Source organism: Paenibacillus tyrphae, from assembly GCF_024158745.1.
GTDB classification, from domain to species: domain Bacteria; phylum Bacillota; class Bacilli; order Paenibacillales; family NBRC-103111; genus Paenibacillus_G; species Paenibacillus_G tyrfis_A.
In genome coordinates this window covers 52,013-71,149 of record NZ_JAMZAW010000034.1, presented here as the reverse complement: position 1 = coordinate 71,149, position 19,137 = coordinate 52,013, and the positions used below count along the sequence as shown (strand labels likewise).

Sequence of the window (19,137 nt, the reverse complement as noted above, 5' to 3'; positions counted from 1 at the left end):
TTGTTCGTTGTGGTTCTTATCGGAAACAAACATGTTAAATGGCCCCTTTCGGTCATAGTATAAATTTTTTATGAGATTCCCTTAGAATAATAGCAGCAAATTTCAATAAACAAAATTTCAAAAAATATTTAAAATATATAAAAATATATTATCAAATTCGTTGACTTTAAGTTCTTGACCTTGGCACTCATCATCGAACAAAACTGTCCGTTAGCTTCATCCCCAATCCGGTCTCAACTTTGTTTTCTTCGGACACCGTTATTTTTCGGCACGGGCCCCGCAGATGCCACGAATAAATAGTGTGTATTAAATATAAATAATACATACTATTTACAATGTAATAAAGCTATGATATGTTTTATACATCATTAAACATCCACAACGTTCCATGTGTGTAATCGCGGTCTGCGTACCGTAGGTTCTAAAATGACGGGAGGATTATCAATCATGCAAAGTGTAGTGCCGTTTCATTCGGGTCATGCTGGCTTGAAGCAGCTCCTTGGCGGAAAAGGGGCCAATCTTGCAGAGATGACGAACGCCGGTTTGCCGGTGCCGCCGGGCTTTACCATTACGACAGACGTGTGCCGCTCCTATTATGAAGCAGGCATGCAGCTTCCGGCGGGGCTGATGGAGCAGGTCCACCAAGCGATGCGGGAGCTGGAACAGGCGAAGGGCCAAGGCTTCGGCGATCCGGCCAAGCCGCTGCTCGTGTCCGTCCGGTCAGGTTCGGTAACTTCGATGCCCGGTATGATGGATACGATTCTCAACTTGGGCTTGAACGACGAAACGGTGCAAGGGCTTGCGGCATTGACCGGCAATCCGAGATTTGCGTTTGATTGTTACCGCCGTTTGATCCAAATGTTCGGTAACGTCGTGTTCGACATCGAAACGTATCAATTCGAACGGCTGCTGCACCACCTCAAGCAGCGGTTAACGGTAGGCCAGGACAGCGAAGTGAGCGCCGAAGGCTGGACGGAGCTGATCGGAGAGTACAAAGCGGTGATTCGCAAAGAAGCGGGACGCGAGTTTCCGCAGCAGGTGGAGGAGCAACTCGCGCTGGCCGTCGAAGCGGTATTCCGTTCGTGGAACAATGCGCGGGCGAAGGTTTACCGCAAGGTGCATCAGATTCCCGACGAGCAAGGGACGGCCGTCAACATTCAGACGATGGTGTTCGGCAATATGGGCAGCGACTGCGGGACAGGCGTCGTGTTCACGCGAAATCCGTCTACCGGGGAGCCCGTGCTGTACGGCGAATACTTGATGAACGCGCAAGGGGAGGACGTGGTAGCCGGCGTGCGGACGCCCGTTCCAATTGCGAAGCTCGGCGAGGAAATGCCGTCCGTCTTTGAACAACTCGTTAAGACGGCAGAGAAGCTGGAGCGGCATTACACGGACATGCAGGATATCGAGTTTACGGTTGAGCAAGGCAAGCTTTACCTGCTGCAAACGCGAAACGGCAAGCGGACGGCCCAAGCTGCGGTTAAAATCGCCGTCGATCTGGTGCGCGAGGGCGTGATCGACACCGGCGAAGCGGTCAATCGCATCGAGCCGTTTCATCTGGATCAGCTGCTGCACCGCGCGATCGATACCGACAAGCCGCTGCATGTGCTGGCAGCCGGCCTGCCGGCGTCGCCGGGAGCCGCTTCCGGCGTCGCGGTGTTCGACGCGGACACGGCCGAGGCATGGGCCCGCGCGGGGCGCAAAGTCATCCTCGTGCGCTCGGAGACGACGCCGGAGGATATTCACGGCGTGCTGGCGGCCGAAGGGGTGCTGACCAGCCGGGGCGGCATGACCAGCCATGCGGCGGTCGTTGCCCGCGGGATGGGCAAGCCGTGCGTCTGCGGCTGCGAAGCGGTGCGCTTGACGGAACGCGCCTTTGCCGTGACGACCGCTGACGGAGAAGCCGTCACGGTACGGGAAGGCGACGCGCTGTCCATCGACGGCGCGACCGGACGGGTCATCCTCGGCGAAGTCAGCTTGCGCGAGCCCGAGCTGACGGGCGAGCTGCAGCAGCTTCTCGCCTGGGCGGACGAGATTCGCACGCTGGAGGTGTATACGAACGCCGATACGCCGGAGGATGCGGCCAAGGCGCGCAGCTTCGGCGCCGAAGGCATCGGGCTGTGCCGGACGGAGCACATGTTCATGAGCGCCGAGCGGGTGCCGGTCGTGCAAGCGATGATTTTGGCGGAGACGGCGGAAGAGCGGGCGGAAGCGCTGGCGAAGCTGCTGCCGATGCAGCAGGAGGACTTCGAGGGCATTTTCCGGGCGATGGACGGGCTGCCGGTGACGATTCGCCTGCTCGACCCGCCGCTGCACGAGTTTTTGCCGAATATGGAGCAGCTGGTCATCGAGCGCGAGCGCCTGAACGGCCAGCCGGACGCGGATCAGGAACGCAAGGAGCGCCTGGAGAAGCTGCTGCGCAAAGTCAGAGCGCTGCATGAGATGAACCCGATGCTCGGCACCCGGGGCTGCCGTCTTGGGCTCGTGCTGCCGGACATTTACGAGATGCAGATCGAGGCGGTCTTCCGCGCCGTGCTCAGTTGTCTGCGCGAGCAGCTTGACGTCCGGCCGGATATTATGATTCCGCTGGTCGGCCATGCCAACGAGCTGCAGCGGATGCGCGAGCTCGTGACCCGTAAGGCGGACGAGGTGCTCGGCGAGTTCGCCCACACGTTCAGCTACCGCATCGGCACGATGATCGAAGTGCCGCGGGCTGCCGTTACGGCAGGGGACATTGCGCAGCACGCCGATTTCTTCTCGTTCGGCACGAACGATCTGACGCAGATGACGTTCGGCTACAGCCGGGACGACGCCGAAGGCAAATTTTTGACGCATTATGTGGAGACGAAGCTCCTTCCCGACAATCCGTTCCAAGTGCTGGACCGGGACGGCGTCGGAACGTTGATCGAATGGGCGGTCGAACGCGGACGCGCCGTGAAGCCACAGCTCAAGACCGGCATTTGCGGCGAGCACGGAGGCGACAAGCAGTCGATCTTCTTCTGCCACGGAGCGGGCCTGGATTATGTCAGCTGCTCGCCATACCGGGTGCCGCTGGCTAGAATCGCCGCTGCGCAAGCGCAGTTGGCGTTGGGCAGCCCCGCTGCGCCGGATACGGCTTCGGAAGAACCCGTCACGTCCGGTCGGAGCGCTTAAGCAGCGATATCACACGCCGCCTGCATAGGCAAGGGTGCAGGCGGCGCTCTTGTGTCTTGTTCCGGAACGCCCGCAGGCATGGAAAATGAAGGAAACGGGCATACTGGGATGCACACAGCTTCAGGTGTAAGATTAGCAATCTATCATTTTAGAAACGGAGTGTAAGGAACATGGAAAAAACATTTTTGATGATCAAACCGGACGGCGTACAACGGGGGTTAATCGGCAAGCTGGTGCAGCGCTTCGAAGATAAAGGCTTTCAGCTCATCGGCTCCAAATTGATGGTCATCACCAAAGAGCAGGCGGAATCCCACTATGCCGAGCACAAGGAAAAACCGTTTTTCGGCGAGTTGGTTCAGTTCATTACCTCCGGTCCGGTTTTTGCGATGGTATGGCAGGGCGATAACGTCATTGCGCTGTCCCGCGCCATGATGGGCAAGACGAATCCGCTGGATGCGGCGCCGGGTACGATTCGGGGCGATTACGCGGTTCATACCGGCAACAACATCATTCACGGCTCCGATTCTCCAGAAAGCGCGGAACGGGAAATCGCCAACTTTTTCAAGCCGGAAGAGCTTCTTGCTTACGACCGGGCGCTGCAAAGCTGGATCTAGCCATCCGGCAATCGTTTTCCTCAAAATGTAAATGAATTGTGATCTTTTGTCCGAAAACCTTCATTAGGGGTTTGAACTTTCCGTGAAAATTTGGTACGTTGAGAAGGTGAGTTCAGATGCTGTCCTCAAAGGAGAGAAAGAAGATGCGAGATCCACGTTTGCAGCAGTTTGCGAGAAACCTGGTACGGTATTCCGTCGACCTTCAGCCGGGTGAGAACATCCTGATTGAAATGATCGGCCTTCGCGATCAGGAATTGACCAAGTGTTTAATAGAAGAGGTGTATGCGGCAGGCGGACATCCGTTCATCGAATTCCGCTATCCCGAAGTTACGCGCAAGCTGATGCTTGGCGGCAACCAGGAGCTGTACGAGCGGATGGCGGCCATCGAGCTGAACCGCATGAAGCAGATGCAAGCGTACATTGCCGTTCGCAGCGGCGACAACATCACCGAAACGTCCGATGTGCCTGAGGACAAGCTGCGCTTGTTCATGAAGGTGTATCAGCGTCCGGTCGTCGATCAGCGGGTCAATCATACCAAATGGTGCGTGATGCGTTATCCGAACCCGTCGATGGCGCAGCAGGCGAATACGAGCACCGAGGCGTTCGAAGATTTTTATTTCCAAGTGTGCAACCTCGATTACAGCAAAATGTCCGGGGCCATGGACGCGCTTGTCGAGCTGATGAACAAGACGGACAAGGTGCGGCTCGTCGGACCGGGCACCGATCTCAGCTTTTCGATCAAGGACATTCCGGCGATCAAATGCGCAGGTCAGAACAATATTCCGGACGGCGAAGTGTTCACTGCTCCGGTGAAGGATTCGGTCAACGGCGTCATCTCTTATAACACTCCGACGATCTATATGGGAACTTCGTTCGAGAACGTCACGCTCCGCTTTGACAACGGCAAGATCGTCGAGGCGACGGCAAACAATACCGCCAAGCTGAACGAAATTTTGGATACCGACGACGGGGCCCGCTTTGTCGGCGAGTTTGCGATCGGCGTCAATCCGTACATACAGCAACCGATGAAAGACATTTTGTTCGATGAGAAAATCGACGGCAGCATCCACTTTACGCCGGGTAACGCTTACACGGATGCAGATAACAGCAACCGGTCCTCGGTTCACTGGGATATGGTGCTGATCCAGCGTCCGGAATACGGCGGCGGCGAAATTTATTTTGACGATCGTCTGATCCGTAAGGACGGCCGCTTTGTCGTGCCGGAGCTGGAGAAGCTGAATCCCGAGCATCTGAAATAGGCGGAAAGCGAGCGGTTCGCTTTTAGACGAACGCCCGTACGGCCCAAGCTCTCTTCTCATACGATGGAGTACGATTCATCACGGAGAAGAGGTTGGTGCTTATGGATATCCCCGTTACGGGATTCGTGGTTCATTCCGGCGGCGAAGATCCCCGTCACGCACACAGGCTTTATATAACGTCGTGGGACGGCCGGCCGGTTCACGTCCATCCTTTCTCGGGAGCGACTACGTACGATGACGGACATCTTCACTATTATGCCGGCATGACCGAGCCCGCGCCGAGCGGCCCCCGGCATGTTCACGGATATTACGCCGTCACTTCGTTTAACGACGGTCATACCCATACGATCCGGGGCAGAACAGGTCCGGCCATTCCACTGCCCGGCGGAGGACACTATCACTATTTCGAAGGATATACGACCGTAAACGGCGCTAGACCGCACGCCCATGTCTACAGAGGCAACACCGGCAATGAGGTATAACCGTCTGTACCAAAAAAACGCATGTTCCGATACAAAAGCGGAGCAGGCGTTTTTTTTTGGTGCAGATAAGCTTGTAAATCCTGCGCGCATTGACATCGAACCCGCCATTATATAAACTAGATGAGAACCAGTTTATTCGACAGGCAGGAGGGACGTTGCGATGCCGAAAAAGCCCAGCCGCACGACGTTTCATAAGCGTCTGGATCATATGGTTGCCCAGCTTAGGGAAGATATCGTCAGCGGCAAGCTCTCCGTCGGAGAGCACCTGCCGTCCGAGGTGGAGCTCGGCAAGCAGTACCAGCTCAGCAAAAATTCGGTCCGCAAAGGGCTGGATATGCTGGTGGACGAGCAGTTGATCGAGAAGGTGCCGAGAGTCGGCAACCGGGTCAGCAGCCCCGCGGTTCAAGGCAGCGTTACGATCAAGCTGGGCTATTACACCTCCGTCATGGAACAGATGGACTTGAACCGGCTGCTGTCGGATTTTCATGTCGCTTATCCGCATATCCGGGTGCAGACGGTAGCCCTTCCTTACGATAACTACGCGCAGGCGATCGAAGAATATATGAAGGGCGGCATGGTCGACGTATTTACGATCAATCATACCGATTATCAGCTTGTGGTCGACAGCGGCCGGCAGGAGTGGCTGGAGCCCATGAGCCCGCCCGCCGGGCAGTACCCGTTTCTGCAGAGCGCCTTCAAACATCGCGACCGGTACTTGGCGCTGCCGTTCGCGTTTTCCCCGGTTGTGCTGTGCTATAACCGCGATCACTTTGCCGACAAAGGGCTGGAGGAGCCGGACAGCGGCTGGACGTGGGACGATTTGACCGAAACGGCGCAGAAGCTCGCGGATGAGCGGGGGCGGTTCGGGTTTTATTTTTATTTCTTGTCGCAGAACCGATGGCCGGTATTTTTACTGCAAAGCGGGGACTCGGTCCGGTACGACGCGCAGGGTCGTCCGTCGTTTTGCGGGACGAAGCTGATGGAAGGCTTGCGCAAATGCCGCGAGCTGGTCGATAAGGAAGGCGTGTTCCCGCGGTTTGCGGCGGAGAACGATGCCGACGCAGAAGCGCTGTTCCTTCAGGAAAAAGTGTCGATGATCATGACGACCTATTTCAGCTTGAACGATATCCGGGAGGCGGGGTTTTCTTTCGACGTGGCGCCGCTGCCGTACCTGAACGAGCCGAGGACTCTGCTGCTCTCGGTTGCGCTTGGGATGAACCGCCATTCGGAGCAAAAGGAAGCGGCGCGAACGCTGGTCGACTACCTGCTGGGAGAAGCGGCTCAGCTGACGATGCGTCAAAATACCTTCAGCATTCCGAGCCTGAAGAAGGCCGCGGAGTGGCGTGGGAAGGGAGCGGTCAAGCATCCGTCGCGCTACCCCATGTACCGCGAAATTATTCCGTCGTTCCGCTGGACGACGGACATTCATCTGAACACAAGGCAGGTGGATGCGATGCACCGGGAGCTGAAGTGGTTCTGGTCCCGGATGGAAGAGGAAGATACGATTTGCCGTCGGCTCGAGGAGGCGTTGTCCTGAGGGGCCGGACGGCTTTTCTTTTTTCTGCAGGCTGTGGCGTTCGGACCACGCTCCTGCAATTTTTTTGCCGGGACGGTTGACAGCGCTTTCCGATGTCGTTATAGTATAAATAAAAACCAGATATGACCTAGAATCGATTAGAATCGTTTTAATCATGATCTGGATCATTATTGGTTCTTATTGCTGAAAGGGGGACGGTTCGTCCGTCAAAAGAAAGTGTCAATCGTCGACCAAAGTCCAGTGGGTCCGAAACAAGTCATGGATTCGTCAGTTCAGTCTACAAGCGAGGAGGGTCTCATCTATGACCAAACGTGCATTATCGATGGTGCTGTCGGCCGTGCTTTCGCTCGGCATCGTATTGTCCGGCTGCGGCTCGGATTCTTCGGACACTCCTAACAACACAGCCGCTCCAAGTGCGGCCGGGGATAAGGTGGCTGGAGAAATTACCGTATGGGGGCATCCATACGTCGGCGACGATAAGAAGGAGCAGCTCAAAGCGTTCTGGAACGATACGATCGCCGCGTTCAAGCAGAAATATCCCGACGTGAAAGTGAACTACGAAGAGATTCCGTGGAAAAACCGGGAGCAAAAAATATTGACCGCGCTTGCCGCTGGGTCCGGTCCGGACGTCTTCTATCAGCTTCCGGATCAAATTCCGCAGTTTGCCGGCAATCATGCGCTGGAACCGCTTGACGCCTACAGCAAGGACATCCATACAGACGATTTCAGCAAGGGAGCGTTAGCCGGAGCGACTTATCAAGGCAAAATGTATGCGCTTCCGATTCTGCAGGAGGTTCAGACGCTGATCTATAACCCGGACGTGATCAAGGCGATCGGCGAAGATCCGGCGAAGCTTCCGACGACCTGGGACGAATTCGACCGCTGGGCCGAGAAGGCGAAGGCCAAAGGCTACTATGCACGCAACTTCGAAGGCGGCGCGGGCTGCTGTAATGCGACACTGTACCCCTTGCTGTGGCAGAGCGGCGGCAATGTGACGGACGATGGAGGCAGCATTATTTTGAACAATGACAAAGGCGTGCAGGCGTTCGAGTATGTGAAGAAAATGTACGACAACGGCTGGATTCCGAAGGACTCGATCTCCAATGACAACCAGTTCCCCGAATTTTTGTCCGGCAAAATGCTGGCGGTCTGGGGGCAAGGCTCGACGTTGACGACGCTGAAAGCGCAGAAAAAACCATACGTGATCGGGCCTCCGTTGAAAAAGGAAAAGCAGGCGAGCTTCGGCACGGTAGGTATGTTCGTCGTCTCGAAAACGAGCAAAAATAAAGCCGCTGCCGTCGAATTCGCCAAATTCCTCACGAATACGGATACGGCCAAAGCATTCAACAAATTGACCGGCTATTTGCCCGTGCGCAAATCGGCGGGCGACATTTATAACGACGATCAAGATATGAAGGAATTTATGAAGTACGCGGATCTGACGATCCCGGGTATCTCCCATCCGGCCGCCCGCGGGTTTATGCCCAAGATTCAAGCGGAGATCGGCGCGATGATGGAAGGCAAGAAGACGCCGAAGCAAGCGGCCGATGCCGCCGCCGAAGCGCTTAAACTCGACGCGAAAAAGTAATTCCAAAACCAAAGTGGCGGGGAGGGGCAGCGACTGCCTTTCTCTGCACCTCGGACCTGCCGGAGGTGACGATTCGCCGTATGGAATCCGTACGAAACTCGCATATTCACCATCGCAGCCAGCTGTCCGGCCGCATCGCGCAGAGCTGGAAAAAGAACGCCATCATCTACGTGTTTCTGGTGCCGGTGCTGCTGCATTTTCTCGTATTTCAGTTCGCTCCGCTCGTCTTCAGCTTCGTGCTGACCTTCATGGATTGGCCGATGATCGGCGAGCCGTCCTTCGCGGGCCTCGACAATTGGGAACGGTTCCTGCAGGATAAGCTGGCCTGGCGGTCGATCTGGAATACCGTGCTGTTCTCGGTCTATTATATCGTGCCGACGATGGCACTCGGCTTGATTCTGGCGCTGCTTGTCTATTCCAAAGTCAAGCTGGCCGGACTGTTCAAAGGGATGTTCTTCCTTCCGGTCGTCACGTCGTTCGTCATCTTGTCAGGCATCTGGGCCTGGCTGTTCAAGGGAACGGACTACGGGGTGGTCAACCATCTGCTCAGCTACGCGGGGATCGAACCGCAGCTCTTTTTCTCCGATTCGAAGCAGGCGTTGCCGGTGTTGGCCGCTTTGAGCATTTTCAAAGTGTGCGGCAGCACGATGGTGTATTATTACGCCGGGCTGCAGTCGATTCCGGGGCACCTGTACGAAGCGGCGAAGATGGACGGCGCGACGGGCTGGCGAACGTTCTGGAGCGTCACGTTTCCGCTGCTGCTGCCGATTCATTTTTACGTGGCGATCATTACGACCATCGGTTCGTTTCAAATTTTCGACTCCGCGTTTCTGCTGACGGGAGGCGGCCCGGATTATTCGACGACGACGATCGTGTACTACTTGTATCAGGAAGGCTTCACGTCGCTGCGCTTCGGCTACGGCAGCGTGCTGGCGTATGTGCTCTTTTTCATCATTTTTACGATCTCTCTCGTGCAGCGCAAATTTCTCGGCAAAGACGTATCCTACCATTAAACTTCGCGGAGAAAGGAGGCGAACGGCATGACGGCTGGGCGAAAAGCGCTGGTCTATATCCCGCTCGTGCTGGCGGGCATCGCGTTCATGTTCCCGTTTATCGTCATGGTGCTCGGGTCGTTCAAAAAGCTGGATGTGGCGCTCGCCGATCCTTCCTTTTGGATTCCCGACCGGCCGACCTGGTACAACTACGGCTACATTTTCAACAGCGGCAGCATGACGCGCTGGCTATTCAACTCGCTTGTCATAACGTTGGTGCCGGTGGCGACGCAGATGTTTTTCGCCGGCGTGCTCGGATATATTTTCGCCAAAAAGCAGTTTCGGTTCAAAGAGACGATCTTCTGGTGCTTTATGGCGATGGTCATGATCCCGAATCAAATGCTAATTATTCCCAAATACATCATGTTCAGCAAAATGCATTGGATCAACACGTATTCCGCCATTATCGTGCCGGAGCTGTGGGCGATCATGGGCGTATTTCTGGTACGGCAGTTCATGCAGACGATTCCCAAGGATCTGGAAGAAGCGGCTTATCTCGACGGGGCCGGGGATTTCAAAATCTTGTTCCGGCTCATGGTGCCGCTGGCCAAGCCGGCGCTGGCGACGGTCGGAACGTTTGCGTTCATCTCGTGCTGGAACGACTTGTTCACGCCGCTTATTTTTACGACGTCCGAGAAAATGTTCCCGCTCACGGTTGGTCTCGCTTCCTTGTTGACCAAGGAGGGCAATTTCGGCTTCGAAATGGCCGGGGCGGTCATCTCGTTCGTTCCGACGTTTTTAATCTTTTTGTTTTTCCAGCGTTACTTCACCGAAGGCATTACGATGTCCGGCTTAAAATAATTAGATTCGGTTAGGAAAGAGAGAGGGGAAACCATGATGAGGGCAGTAGTCGCCATCAACGGAGAGGCGGAGGTCAGACAAGTGCCCGAGCCGGTCGTGGAGCCGAATATGATTCTGGTTCGCACGATATGTTCGGCGATCAGCCCGGGCACCGAGATCGAAATGAAGAAACGGGCCGGCGCGACTCCGGTCTCGCTCGGCTACAGCGCAGTCGGCACGGTGCTCCAAACCGGCGAAGGCGTGACACATGTCCGCCCGGGTGACCGGGTCGCCTGCTACGGAGCCCCGTACGTGAAGCACGCGGAACTGCTCGCCGTCCCCAAAGCGCTCGCCGTTCCGATCCCGGACTCCCTGCCGGCCGAAGAGGCGGCGTTCGTCGGACTCGGAGCGATTGCGATTCACGGACTTCGGCAAGCCGACCTGCAATTCGGCAGCAAAGTAGCCGTGGTCGGGCTGGGCATTCTCGGCCAGCTCACCTGCCAGATTGCGGAAGCGGCGGGATACCGGGTGTACGCGCTGGACTTGCTGGAGGAGCGGTGCTCAATGCTCCGGCGATCCGGGCTCCAAACGGTGTTTGCTTCTTACGAAGAGCTGGAAGCTTCGCTGCGGGCAGATTATTTGGTCGAAGGCGCGGATGCGGTCGTCTTGTGCGCCGGCGGCGGGGGCGCGGAGCTGTTGAACCGGTCGCTGGGCTGGCTGCGGGACCGGGGCCGTATTGTCATCGTAGGGGACATGCATGCGGAGCTGTCCCGGGAGCTTATGTTCGCCAAAGAAGCGGAATTGCGCATCGCGCGTGCGGGCGGCCCGGGGCGGTATGACGCCGCTTACGAGCAGGATGGCGTCGATTATCCGGTTGGCTTCGTCCGTTGGACGGAAGGGCGCAATATGTACGAATATATTCGTCTGCTTGGCGAGCGGAAGATCGACGTCATGCCGCTAATTTCCAAGAAGCTTCCCGTGGACCGGGTGGGAGAGGCGTACGAATGGTACTTGCGCGCCCCGAAGGAAACGCTCGGTGTACTACTCACTTATTAACCGGAAAATTGTGAAGCGTACGGCATGACCCAAGCCGGTTCCGGGCTCTTCCGAAAGAAGGAGCCTGGAACCGGCTTTGCCGTTGTTCAGAAGGATTAAAGCGATTATTTGTAGGCTACGCTTTTCCATGCCTCGCCGTTCCAGATTTCGAGCATTCCGGTGGCAATATTAAAATATTGAACCCCGACTCCCATATGTCCGTGGTTCGGCCGCTCTTCCGTCGATCCCATCGCGTTAAGCGGCTTGAAGCGGATATTATATTTTTGATCTCCGGCTTTGTTCACAATCTTGTATGTCTTCGCACTAAGGTGACAATGAATGATATGCGTTTCGTTGAATACTTCAATGCAGGTCGGATTGGCTTCCTTATACCCGTCGATGATCGAGTCTTGAATCATCGTTCGGTAGCCTCCCGCCGAAATGGCGACCTCATTATCCGAGCATGTAAAGGTACAGCGGTAAAATCCATTAAGCGATTGATATTTGCCGAATTCGATCTTTACTTTGGCCAGCCTGCCGGCGATGATGTCGCAATTCCAAAATACGTTTCGGTATCCGGTCTTGATGTGAACTCCGTAATTGGCGGTTGTGCCTCTTTCGATAATGCATTTATCGAACTCGTTGCCGGTGGATTGATTATTGAAGTCATTTTTACCGTAACCGGTAAGGGATTCATTCGAATCAAACAATATCCCTACGTCTCGGGGATCGTTAATCTCGCAGCGGTAGAAGGCGTTATTGCCGGCTCCATTGAGCAGGACGATGCCTTGTGTGCAGCGTTCAATGTTCACGGACACGAACGTATTGTTTTGGGATGAATCCATTCGTACGGCCGGACCGAGTACATTTTCGATTTGAACCGCTTGAAATAATCGCTCCACGACGACAAAGGCCAATTCCAGTCCGATTGTCGCAATTTGATTGCCATTGATGTACAATCCGGACATTTCCCCATACCGGTTTCCGTACTCGCTTGTGCCTTGGCTTGCAAATTTAAACATGCTTATAGGGGCTATCGCTTTAATTTCGGAGGCTTGTCCCACACCGTAAAAGCTTACGTGCAATGGAACGTTGATCGGTTCTTTTATAAGATAGGTTCCGCCAGGGAAAAATACGGCTTTTCTGGTTTGGCCGGCGTAGGCAAAAGCATCGTTGATCGCTTTCGAGCTATCGTTTTGCCCGGTGGGATCGGCTTGGAAAGGGGCGTCCGTGACACTTACGAAATTTGTGCTCGGGACATTGAGCGCAGCGGAGCCGTAAACGGCATTCGCAACGGAGCTTCCGTACACTTTGTCAACGCCGCTTAAAAGACTGGCTCCTGCGGCGCCGACTCCGAGCGTTCCCAGGGAAGCTAGCAGCTTTCTTCTGCTGATTTGTTTGTTGTCGTTATTCATGATCTGACCTCCATTACTATACAATTCGTATCTATTATACGAATTACCTTGAAATAGAGATACGTTTAGTATATAAAGAATCGTTAATATTAAGAATATTTAAGGTAGAGATGACTTTGGCTATAAAAAACAAAACAAGCCTTACCGCAATTGTGCGGCAGGGCTTGTTTTGCAATTCCTATAAATGACGCGATGGATTATACCGTAAGCAATAGTAAAATAATCGAAGTTAAGCTAAAGCACGTATTGATCAAGCAAAGAAACAGCACGACTTGCTTCGGATTCAAGCCGCTGCGCAGCAGCCGGTAATGCGCTTGGCTGGCGTCGGCCTGATAGATCGGCTTGCCGTTCATCATCCGCTTGAACACGACGAACAGGTTGTCGAAGATCGGTACACCGAGCGCCAGGATCGGAACGAGCAGCGACAGTACGGTAGCGCCTTTGAACGCCCCGTCCAACGCGATGACGCCGAGCAGAAAGCCGAACAGCGTCGCGCCCGCGTCGCCCATGAACACTTTGGCCGGAGGCTTGTTGTATTTCAAGTAGGCTAGCGCCGCTCCGACCAGGATGATAGCGAGCATCGCCGAATCGGATTGCGCTTTGGCCAGCGCGACAACGAACAGCGTGACCGCCGAAATCGCCGATAGGCCGCCAGCCAGCCCGTCCATGCCGTCCGTAAAGTTAATGACCGTCGTCACCCCGAAAATCCACATGACCGTCAGAAAAAATTGCAACCAGACCGGCAGGATGACGTCGCTTCCGGTGAACGGATTGTTGAACCCGTAAAAGACGACGCCGGAGCTGTACACGATAACGGCTGCGGAGAGCTGTACGATCAGCTTCGGCCAAGCGGCGAGCTCCTTGCCGTGGGTTTTGTACCAGTCGTCCACCATGCCGATGACGAGAATCAGCAGCGACCCCGCCAGGATGGCGGCGGACTGCTTCCAATCGTCCCTTACGAAGCACAGGTAGGTGATCACGAACCCCACGAAGATGGCAAGCCCGGCCGTCAATGGGATCGGTTCTCTATGTATTTTTCTTTCGTTGTCGACTTTGGGCTTGTCGACAAAATCGATGCGAAACGCCAAGCGGCGCAGCGGGGGGATGAGCAGGAATACGATCGTAAATGACATAAGAAACGCGGCCACGTAAAGAATAAAAATCCCTCCACATTCCGTCAATAATCGAGTGGCTATGATTTCCCATTATACCACACGGCTTATCCGAGACAAAGTGTAGTCATCAGTTTATCAGGATTGCGTCAGGCAGCTTTGACGGCGTATTATGCGACGCGCTCGACAACCCGCACAAGTCCTTGAAATTGGGGCATTTCTAGGAAAAGTGAAACATTTCTTCTTGCTGTTCGTCTTAGTATACGAACTGAGAAATTATAGAACCAGGGGAGACAGCTATGAACAAAACGAAGCTGCTGCTGCTCGCCGTAGGCGCGGCGTTAGCGCTTGGGGGATGTGCAGGCAAGACGGAGGAGACGGGAACCCAGATTCCCGTGAAGCAGGAGCAAAAACCGGACGCCGGAAAGCCGGAAACCCCAAAAACGGAAACGCCGCCGGCCAGAACAACGGACGCTTCCAAGCCTCAGCCGGCCCCGAACACGGACAAGAAGCCGGAAAATGCGCAGCAAGGGAACCAAGCGAAGATTGATCTGGAATTCGTGAAGACGAAATTAAAGGAGCCGTTGACGCAGGAGCAAGTGAAGAAGCTGCTTGGCGATAAGTATGCGAAAGTAGCCAGCGCGATGGACAATGCGCAAGTATGGAGATACGATATCGAGCCGAAGGACGGGTATAAGTTCGAGTCCCCGGACGACTCGGTGGACATCGAAGGCATCGAGAAGAAAAAGCTCAAAGCCCAGTTGTTCATCACATGGGATAAAGAGGCCAAGAAAACGGACGGCGCCTCCTTTGCCTACTTGGATGAGAAAAAGAACAAAATTTATAACTACTACGCCGGGGGCGAGCTGGACGGTAAGCTGGACGAAATAAAATAATAAAATGTAATCAGGCCTGTGATGCTGACAGCTTCTTATCAAAGCTGCTGGTCACAGGCCGTTCTTTTGCTCGCCGGATTATCTTAGCCGACCGCCCGCCTCGCGCCAAATCATTTTTCATCTCCGAAGGCGCCAAATACTTAAACATGATTACTGTACCTCCTTCACGGCCGAATTGTCGCCGATGATCCGCTCGGGCTTCGGCTCATCCTGGTCCTTGCGTATGCTGCGATTCAGCACCATTGTAACGACCAGCAGCACGCCAAACAGCGCCATGATCCCGAAAAATAACCGGACGGGAATCCATGTGAGCAATACCCCGGTCAACAGCATAGCGAGGGGCCGGGACGATTCCAGAAGCACCTTCATGAGACTGGAAGCTCTTCCGAGCACCTCTTTGGGCACTTTGAGCACAAACAGCGTTTGCAGCGTCACGTTCGCCAGCGGGCTACCCAGACCGGCGACAAAAACGCACAATAACCCCGCGTACAGCCCGTGTACCCAAGTCAACAGCCCTAAGCCGACAAGCATCAAGCCGATGCCCGTGGCCAGCGCGGTGATGCGCCGCCATTTTTTCACCAAGGCGATAAGAAATACGCCAGCGGTAATGCCCACGAAAAACGCGATTTGAAATAGCGCCAGCTCGGACGAATCGTCCACAATGAGCGGAAATAGCAATGTGGTAGGCGCCAGCATAAAGTTGATGAGCACAATATATTGAATCAGGCTTCGCAGCAGAGCGTGGGAAGTAACGGCTACGATGCCTTCCTTGAAGTCCACGGCGAAGCTGCGGCGATTCAACGTCGTGATGCGGGTTTCGGTCAACCGCTCATTCCGAATGAGCCGAATAAACAGAAATGAAGCGAAGAACGTCGCCGCGTTGAATATAAAAGCATATGATGTGCCGTAATACAGAAGCCACGCCCCTATCGCCGGAGCGCTCAGGCCGACGACCGTCTGAACAAGCTGCGCCAAGCTTTGCGCCTGCACCATGTGATCCTCGGGCACCAGCGTACGGATGGCTACGACACGCGAAGGGCCGAAGAAAGCGCTGAATGATGATAACAATACCGCCGCGATGATGAGCATGTAAGGCAGAAGCCAGCCGTTCACCCATAGCAGAACCAGAAGAGCGACAATGCCTCCCCTGGCCATATCGCATAGCATCATGATTTTTTTCTTGCTTCCCCGGTCGACGATAACGCCCGCAAACAAGCCAAACAACAGCAGCGGCACCGTTTCTGCGGCAAGCAGAATCGACATCAGAAGGGCGCTGCCGGTAAGAATTTTCATTAGCCAAATGAGAGCGATAGCATAGACGCCGTCGCCGATGGCTGACACAATCTGGGACAACAGCAGGAGCCGGTAGTTGGGAATCGCCAGTAAGCTCCGGTAAGAGGGCTCATTGCTCGAATCCTCTTTCGCATGTTCATTGGAAACCAAACGGATCAATTCCTTTCATCCAGGTTAGGCTCGGCGTCGGACCATGAAATAAAGAAACTGCCATGGTATACCATCTGCAATCCGGGTCGTCGGAAACCTGATTTCGAAATGATAGGCAATATTCATGCGGTCTTGTGAGGAAAAAGAAGGGTAAACGAGTTCGTAAGAACGCAAGGGACGAATATTACGAATCCCGTAGTGGCTTGCCGAGGTGTAGTAAGGACTGAAGCGGTCGAGCCGGATCGGGCTGACGCTGCCTGGTGGCATGAGATGGGTCAGGCTGGGCATTAGGCAGGAAGTCTCTTCATACTCTTGCGCATTCTCGACGGGAAAACCGTATAGGAAGTTCCACAATGGGGTGATCAATAATTCTGCGCACCATTTGAGCAGCCGTACATTCTGAAGCATGCTCACTCCCTTCCTCATCAGCTTGAGAACCGAAGTGATGGCGCTTTCAAAACCGGGCCGATGATAGAAGCGAATTCAAGATTCAAATAAAGGCTTTGACATGCGATCCCCCACTTCTCAAGCGCGGATTGAAGAAGGCCAATTTCGATTGAAGGTCTGTACACGGATGCGAAAGGCATATTAATGAGAACAATTCGCATAGGACCAACCTGACTTTTGCATTATTTACTTTTTACTAAATCGAAACCTATATTATGTTATTTTTTCTATTGTTGAGAATTATCGTAATCCTTATAGTACACGCTGTCAATAATGTGCTTTAGTGTTAATGCCTGGCGTTCGCCCCATATTTTTCGGCGGCAAGGGCATAATACCGACGACGAAAGGAGGGATAGTGCAAATGAGAGATGATTTGGCAGGCGATACGGAAGCGTGGCTGGACAAGCTGCACGAAACGCAGGAGAAGGATGAGAAAAACCGGGAGCATCAGGGGAAAGGCCATCCCGGGAAGCAGCTGCCGCCAAAGCGGAAAAGCAACCAAGACTGATTCCGTACCTGAAAGCCCGCCGGAAGCGACGCTCCGTCGGGCTTTGCGCTGTCGCGGCGTAGGACAGGGACGTCAGCTTGGCGTCAGTCAGCTGTCAGCCGGTACAAGCGCAACCTCCGTTCTCTTCGTGGCGTATAACATTACGCTACCATAGAGAGGGGAAGAAGGAATGATGAAGAAAATGGCGCTGCTTGCGGCAGGAATGCTACTTGCGGCTACGGGAACGGCCTCCGCTTACGAGGCGCAGTTGAAGCCGTTTGCGGATTTGGCTCCCAAGGACTGGTCCGAGGACGCCGTATACTCCTTGTCGGCGCTCGGAGTGATCGAGGGTTACGAAGACCTGACGTACCGCCCGAACGATTCGTTGTCCCGGGAAGCGTTCGTCAAGCTGCTCGTGAACGCGGCGCGCCCGGATGCCGGGAACGTTCAGGGCGAAGCGGGCTTGAAGCTGACGGATGTGCCGGCGGAGCGATGGTCATATCCTTACATTACCGCGGCGCTGAATAAGCAGTGGATCGATTTTATGCCGGATGCGTCAAGTGCGCTCCGCCCGGAACTTGCGGTGAAGCGGGAGGAAGTGGCCGCCGCCATCGGAAAATATTTGCTGAGCCTTGAAACGTCCGATGTCGCGAAGCACTGGACGGAAGGCGAATGGACGAAGGAGCGGGAGCTGCGGCGGTTTTCCGATCACGGGTCCATAAGTCAGAGCTTGGCGCCCTACGTTTATTTTGCCGTCCGCCAAGGGATCATGGAAGGGGACGCGAACGGGTTTCGTCCCGCAAGCTCTTTAACGCGCAAGGAAGCCGCCGCGACGATTTACCGGCTGCTGAATGCCGGAATCGCGCAGCGAAAGGTTGAAGTGACCGGCTTCTATGCGATCCGTTCGTACTCCGCCATCCAGCGGATGCCGCTGCTCGATCGCGTCGCGTTCGGCTGGTCCCGTTTATCCTACGAGGGCGGCGGAAGCGCGAAGCTGGATACGAAGTCGACGGAGTACCGGTTTCCGGACGGCTGGCAGGAACCCGTTGATGCCGCCACTCGGGCGAAGCTCGGCAAGGAGTTGATGATCTTCGCGACCGAGCCGCGCGACCGCGTGAAGGAGTTTCTCCGGGATGCCGCGGCGCGGAAAAGTTTCGTTGAATCGCTGAAATCCGTGCTGTCCGAATCGGGAGAGGCGTTCACGGGAGTTTGCCTCGACCTGGAGGGGCTGAAGGAAGCGGACGCTGCCGCAGACTATGTGGCGTTTTTGCGTGAAGTGAAGGCGGGCCTCGGGAGCAAAACGTTAACGGTGGCCGTGCCGCCAACGTATTACTATAAAGGGTACGACCTGCGCGGAATCGGCGAGGTCGCGGATAGCGTCGTTTTGATGGCTTACGATTTCACCCATCAAGATTCCGGGCTGCCTTCGGCACCACTGCCGCTGGTTAGCGATACGGTGAAGCAAGCGCTCCTCTCCGTTCCTAAAGAGAAGCTGGTGCTGGGTATCTCGAAGCAGGCGAATCAGTGGGTCTCGACGGGAGGGAAGGTTACGCTGGCGCAGCCGGATATCGCGGAGGTGGAGAAGCGGATGGCTTCCCCTGGCATTGCATTGAACCGCACTTATCCTTATTTTCTGAAGCAAATCGCTTTTCAAGACGAGCGCGGCAGCCATACGATCTACTACGAGGATGCGGACAGCATCGCCAAGAAGCTATGGCTGGCCAAGTATTACGGACTCAAAGGCGTCTCGCTGTGGCATATGGGGAATGTGACCGCAGCCGATTGGGACACGATAGCCAAGCGCTAAGGACGCAACAAGGCCAAAGGCTGCACGCCT

At 54.9% G+C, this 19,137-nt stretch carries 16 protein-coding genes; 12 read left to right on the top strand and 4 right to left on the bottom strand.

All coding sequences use genetic code 11. The features are described from left to right. Positions 1 to 447 precede the first annotated feature (447 nt). The 9 genes from ppdK to NI000_RS33115 all read left to right on the top strand — a co-directional run bounded on the left by ppdK (position 448) and on the right by NI000_RS33115 (position 11,521). Positions 448 to 3,153 (top strand): pyruvate, phosphate dikinase, encoded by a 2,706-nt coding sequence (gene ppdK, locus NI000_RS33155; protein ID WP_253415591.1) that lies wholly within the window; start codon positions 448 to 450, stop codon positions 3,151 to 3,153. Between the two features lie 170 nt (positions 3,154 to 3,323). Further along, on the top strand, positions 3,324 to 3,767 hold the full coding sequence (gene ndk, locus NI000_RS33150) for a nucleoside-diphosphate kinase (RefSeq protein ID WP_253415590.1): 444 nt from the start codon (positions 3,324 to 3,326) through the stop codon (positions 3,765 to 3,767). Positions 3,768 to 3,910: 143 nt separating this feature from the next. Further along, positions 3,911 to 5,026: an aminopeptidase gene (locus NI000_RS33145; RefSeq protein ID WP_253415589.1), complete on the top strand. Its 1,116-nt coding sequence runs from the start codon at positions 3,911 to 3,913 to the stop codon at positions 5,024 to 5,026. Positions 5,027 to 5,127: 101 nt separating this feature from the next. Further along, the gene (locus NI000_RS33140) at positions 5,128 to 5,508 is read left to right on the top strand and encodes a YmaF family protein (protein WP_253415588.1); all 381 of its coding nucleotides are present in this window, start codon (positions 5,128 to 5,130) and stop codon (positions 5,506 to 5,508) included. 160 nt (positions 5,509 to 5,668) lie between these two features. Further along, positions 5,669 to 7,045: an extracellular solute-binding protein gene (locus NI000_RS33135; RefSeq protein ID WP_253415587.1), complete on the top strand. Its 1,377-nt coding sequence runs from the start codon at positions 5,669 to 5,671 to the stop codon at positions 7,043 to 7,045. Positions 7,046 to 7,346: 301 nt separating this feature from the next. Next, the gene (locus NI000_RS33130) at positions 7,347 to 8,633 is read left to right on the top strand and encodes a sugar ABC transporter substrate-binding protein (RefSeq protein ID WP_253415586.1); all 1,287 of its coding nucleotides are present in this window, start codon (positions 7,347 to 7,349) and stop codon (positions 8,631 to 8,633) included. 80 nt (positions 8,634 to 8,713) lie between these two features. Further along, positions 8,714 to 9,646 (top strand): carbohydrate ABC transporter permease, encoded by a 933-nt coding sequence (locus NI000_RS33125; RefSeq protein ID WP_253415585.1) that lies wholly within the window; start codon positions 8,714 to 8,716, stop codon positions 9,644 to 9,646. Between the two features lie 27 nt (positions 9,647 to 9,673). Continuing rightward, a complete protein-coding gene (locus NI000_RS33120; RefSeq protein WP_216798179.1) occupies positions 9,674 to 10,486 on the top strand; it encodes a carbohydrate ABC transporter permease in 813 nt (270 codons plus the stop codon). A gap of 36 nt (positions 10,487 to 10,522) precedes the next feature. Continuing rightward, positions 10,523 to 11,521, top strand: coding sequence for a zinc-dependent alcohol dehydrogenase (locus NI000_RS33115; RefSeq protein ID WP_253415595.1), 999 nt, complete (start codon positions 10,523 to 10,525; stop codon positions 11,519 to 11,521). 104 nt (positions 11,522 to 11,625) lie between these two features. Here the strand turns inward: NI000_RS33115 and NI000_RS33110 are convergent, their stop codons facing one another. Beyond that, complete coding sequence (locus tag NI000_RS33110; protein ID WP_253415584.1) at positions 11,626 to 12,915, bottom strand: right-handed parallel beta-helix repeat-containing protein; 1,290 nt, start codon at positions 12,913 to 12,915, stop codon at positions 11,626 to 11,628. Positions 12,916 to 13,112: 197 nt separating this feature from the next. Next, a complete protein-coding gene (locus NI000_RS33105; RefSeq protein ID WP_253415583.1) occupies positions 13,113 to 14,048 on the bottom strand; it encodes an MraY family glycosyltransferase in 936 nt (311 codons plus the stop codon). 278 nt (positions 14,049 to 14,326) lie between these two features. Between NI000_RS33105 and NI000_RS33100 the strand changes: the two genes are divergently transcribed. Then, the gene (locus NI000_RS33100; RefSeq protein WP_253415582.1) at positions 14,327 to 14,923 is read left to right on the top strand and encodes a hypothetical protein; all 597 of its coding nucleotides are present in this window, start codon (positions 14,327 to 14,329) and stop codon (positions 14,921 to 14,923) included. Positions 14,924 to 15,073: 150 nt separating this feature from the next. Here NI000_RS33100 and NI000_RS33095 read toward each other — a convergent pair whose 3' ends face one another. Together NI000_RS33095 and NI000_RS33090 are read right to left on the bottom strand one after the other, a co-directional pair. Beyond that, positions 15,074 to 16,375, bottom strand: a complete 1,302-nt coding sequence (locus NI000_RS33095; protein WP_253415581.1) for an MFS transporter — start codon at positions 16,373 to 16,375, stop codon at positions 15,074 to 15,076. Between the two features lie 15 nt (positions 16,376 to 16,390). Then, entirely contained in the window at positions 16,391 to 16,774 is a 384-nt protein-coding gene (locus tag NI000_RS33090; RefSeq protein ID WP_253415580.1) for a hypothetical protein, read from the bottom strand. 400 nt (positions 16,775 to 17,174) lie between these two features. On the opposite strand from NI000_RS33090, the gene NI000_RS33085 reads away from it, so the two are divergent. Both NI000_RS33085 and NI000_RS33080 read left to right on the top strand, forming a co-directional pair. Continuing rightward, the gene (locus NI000_RS33085; protein ID WP_253415579.1) at positions 17,175 to 17,321 is read left to right on the top strand and encodes a DUF4023 domain-containing protein; all 147 of its coding nucleotides are present in this window, start codon (positions 17,175 to 17,177) and stop codon (positions 17,319 to 17,321) included. Between the two features lie 169 nt (positions 17,322 to 17,490). Next, positions 17,491 to 19,107, top strand: coding sequence for a glycosyl hydrolase family 18 protein (locus NI000_RS33080; RefSeq protein WP_253415578.1), 1,617 nt, complete (start codon positions 17,491 to 17,493; stop codon positions 19,105 to 19,107). Positions 19,108 to 19,137 lie beyond the last annotated feature (30 nt).

Coding starts and splice junctions, on each gene's coding strand:
- NI000_RS33110 (WP_253415584.1), bottom strand. CDS start 12,915: ATGAATAACGACAACAAACAAATCAGCAGAAGAAAGCTGCTAGCTTCC.
- NI000_RS33100 (WP_253415582.1), top strand. CDS start 14,327: ATGAACAAAACGAAGCTGCTGCTGCTCGCCGTAGGCGCGGCGTTAGCG.
- NI000_RS33145 (WP_253415589.1), top strand. CDS start 3,911: ATGCGAGATCCACGTTTGCAGCAGTTTGCGAGAAACCTGGTACGGTAT.
- NI000_RS33080 (WP_253415578.1), top strand. CDS start 17,491: ATGATGAAGAAAATGGCGCTGCTTGCGGCAGGAATGCTACTTGCGGCT.
- NI000_RS33085 (WP_253415579.1), top strand. CDS start 17,175: ATGAGAGATGATTTGGCAGGCGATACGGAAGCGTGGCTGGACAAGCTG.
- NI000_RS33090 (WP_253415580.1), bottom strand. CDS start 16,774: ATGCTTCAGAATGTACGGCTGCTCAAATGGTGCGCAGAATTATTGATC.
- NI000_RS33135 (WP_253415587.1), top strand. CDS start 5,669: ATGCCGAAAAAGCCCAGCCGCACGACGTTTCATAAGCGTCTGGATCAT.
- NI000_RS33130 (WP_253415586.1), top strand. CDS start 7,347: ATGACCAAACGTGCATTATCGATGGTGCTGTCGGCCGTGCTTTCGCTC.
- NI000_RS33105 (WP_253415583.1), bottom strand. CDS start 14,048: ATGTCATTTACGATCGTATTCCTGCTCATCCCCCCGCTGCGCCGCTTG.
- ndk (WP_253415590.1), top strand. CDS start 3,324: ATGGAAAAAACATTTTTGATGATCAAACCGGACGGCGTACAACGGGGG.
- NI000_RS33140 (WP_253415588.1), top strand. CDS start 5,128: ATGGATATCCCCGTTACGGGATTCGTGGTTCATTCCGGCGGCGAAGAT.
- NI000_RS33125 (WP_253415585.1), top strand. CDS start 8,714: ATGGAATCCGTACGAAACTCGCATATTCACCATCGCAGCCAGCTGTCC.
- NI000_RS33115 (WP_253415595.1), top strand. CDS start 10,523: ATGAGGGCAGTAGTCGCCATCAACGGAGAGGCGGAGGTCAGACAAGTG.
- ppdK (WP_253415591.1), top strand. CDS start 448: ATGCAAAGTGTAGTGCCGTTTCATTCGGGTCATGCTGGCTTGAAGCAG.
- NI000_RS33120 (WP_216798179.1), top strand. CDS start 9,674: ATGACGGCTGGGCGAAAAGCGCTGGTCTATATCCCGCTCGTGCTGGCG.